This window comes from Streptomyces phytophilus (genome assembly GCF_013870535.1).
GTDB lineage: Bacteria > Actinomycetota > Actinomycetes > Streptomycetales > Streptomycetaceae > Streptomyces > Streptomyces phytophilus.
Genome location: NZ_JACBXC010000857.1, coordinates 1 through 2668 on the forward strand (window position 1 = coordinate 1; position 2668 = coordinate 2668).

Consider the following 2668-nt stretch of genomic DNA (forward strand, 5'->3'; position numbering starts at 1 on the left):
CGCTGCGCAACGACGGCCGCATCTGGGTGCCCAGGGCCCACGGCGACACCCGCCGGAGCGGCGCAGAGGGCGCCTGGCCACCCTCGTCGGGGCCCTCGTCATCGCCCTCGCCGCCGGCGGCATCGGCGGCGCCATCGGCAGCTACATCGAGCGCAACGGCACCCCCGGCCAGCTGGAGCTGGACCAGTCCTCCGCCGCCGACGACGGCGGCAAGCGCCCGCCCGGCAGCGTCGCCGGGATCGCCCGGTCCGCGCTGCCCGGGGTCGTGACGCTGCGCGTCAGCGGTGTCGCCGAGCAGAGCACCGGCACCGGCTTCGTCCTCGACAAGCGCGGGCACATCCTGACCAACAACCACGTCGTGCAGCCCGCCGAGGAGGGCGGCGACATAACGGTGACGTTCAGCGGCGGCGAGTCCAAGTCCGCCGAGGTCGTCGGCGGCGATGCCGGCTACGACCTCGCCGTCGTCCGCGTCAAGGGCGTTTCCGGGCTGAAGCCGCTGCGGCTGGGCAACTCGCGCTCCGTCGCCGTCGGCGACCCCGTCGTCGCCATCGGCGCACCGTACGACCTGCCCAACACCGTCACCTCCGGGATCATCAGCGCCAAGGAGCGCCCCATCACCGCCGGCGGCGAGCAGGGCGACGGCAGCGACATCTCGTACGTCAACGCCCTGCAGACCGACGCCCCCATCAACCCCGGCAACTCCGGCGGCCCGCTCCTCGACTCCGAGGGCCGCGTGATCGGCATCAACAGCGCCATCCGCGCCGCCGACAACGGCAGCGGCGAGCCGCAGACCGACCAGGGCGGCAGCATCGGCCTCGGCTTCGCCATCCCGGTCAACAAGGGCGCGGAAGTCGCCGAGGAGCTGATCAACACCGGCAAGGCCACGCACCCCGTCATCGGCGTCACGCTCAACATGCAGTACACCGGCGACGGCGCCCAGGTCGGCTCCTCCGCGGAGGAGGGCGGCACCGAGCCGGTCACCCCGGGCGGCCCCGCCGACACCGCGGGCATCGAGCCGGGGGACGTCATCACCGGGGTCGACGGCGATGCCGTGCACAACGGCGAGGAGCTGATCGTCAAGATCCGCAGCCGCAGCCCCGGCGAGAAGCTGAGCCTGACCGTGGAGCGGGACGGCGAGGAGCTGACCGTCGACCTCACGCTCGGCGAGGGCGAGTCCACCGGCTGACCCCGTCAAAAACCGCTAAAACCCCGCAAGGGCCGCGGTGGAGCAGTCCACCGCGGCCGATGCGGTACTCCCGGTAGGGCAGGGTCGCCAGGTACCGTGAGAGTCGCCCGGACCTGCCGGCAGCGGGCCGACGGACAGGACAGCAAGGAGTGTCAGGTGTTCTTCGACATAGGACCCCTAGAGCTGGTCGCGCTCATCATCCTGGCCACCATCGTCTTCGGCCCCGACAAACTGCCCAAGGTCATCCAGGACACCATGCGGTTCGTCCGCAAGGTCCGGGAGTTCTCCGACACGGCCAAGGAGGACATCCGCAAGGAGTTGGGCCCGGAGTTCAAGGACTTCGAGTTCGAGGACCTGAACCCGAAGAACTTCGCCAAGAAGCACCTCCTCGACAATGACGACCTGGGTCTGAAGGAGATCCGCAACGGCTTCGACCTCAAGAAGGAGGTCGCCGAGGTCGGCGAGGCGGCGCGCACCGTGGGGGACGTCGAGGACGACGGCGCGGGCGGCGGCAAGCGGCTGAGCCTGACGAAGGACGGCGGCAGCGGCACCGGCGGCAAGAGCGACACCGCAGGTGAGGCCAAGGGCACGGCTACGGCCGAGCGTCCGCCGTACGACTCGGACGCCACCTGATCGGCTCACATATCAGACCACCTGCCTGTCCTAGCGTATGCAGGTGGATATCCTCCCGTGTGTCTGGGTGAGCGCCCGGCATGCGGTGTGCCAGGCGGGGCGTGCGCCCCGGCGGGGGGCGACCGCCGACTGACAGGTCCAGGCCACGAGGAGGCACCACGCTGATGGAGATGACGAGCGAGGCGGAGCCCGGGGGGACGGTTCAGGAGTCCGAGCCACGCCTGGTGGACAGCTTTTTGCGGGCGTCCTTCCCCTGGTACGGGCTGGACGGCGCGTTCGCGGGCCCGCGCTGGCTGCAGACGACCGGCGGCGGCGACGGGGGTGTGGAGCACGGCACGGTGGGCCACGGGGACGTGCCCTCGTACCTCGCCGAGGCCGGCATGCGCGAGCACCGCTTCGCGGTGGTCGTGACCGTCGCGAGCCGCCCCGTGCGGCGCAGTGCGGACGGCACCGGGGTGCTGGAGGCGACGTCGGTGTCGTCGGCGGCCTGGCTGGCCGGCTCGGGGCTGCTGTCGTGCACCTGGCCGACGCAGATGGAGCGCCAGATGCGCGAGGAGTGGCTGGACCAGCAGACGTCGGTGGCCTGGGAGCTGGCCGACGACCTGGAGGGGTCCGGCTGGTCGGCGCTGTCGCTGCCGGTCGACGGCGAGGCGACGCAGTTCCACTACCGGGAGTCGGAGTTCGGCTGGGTGCTGGCGGGGACGACGCAGAACCAGGTGCACCTGGGCGCGTACGGCCGCGGCATGAGCGCGTACGGGCTCGCGTTCTCGGTGATCAAGGACATTACGGCGTACGAAGACCGCCGCGCGTAGCTTCTCGCGGCGGTCCGGGGCGCGGATCGCGTACGGG

At 71.4% G+C, this 2668-nt stretch carries 3 protein-coding genes; all 3 read left to right on the forward strand.

Going from position 1 to position 2668, the window contains the following annotated elements:
* Window positions 1-1186 (forward strand): S1C family serine protease (locus H5J30_RS26265; RefSeq protein WP_181789818.1); only part of this gene is annotated, 1186 nt, incomplete at its 5' end.
* 156 nt (window positions 1187-1342) lie between these two features.
* Complete coding sequence (locus tag H5J30_RS26270) at window positions 1343-1819, forward strand: sec-independent translocase (RefSeq protein WP_181789819.1); 477 nt, start codon at window positions 1343-1345, stop codon at window positions 1817-1819.
* Window positions 1820-1983: 164 nt separating this feature from the next.
* Window positions 1984-2631, forward strand: coding sequence for a hypothetical protein (locus H5J30_RS26275; RefSeq protein ID WP_181789820.1), 648 nt, complete (start codon window positions 1984-1986; stop codon window positions 2629-2631).
* Window positions 2632-2668 lie beyond the last annotated feature (37 nt).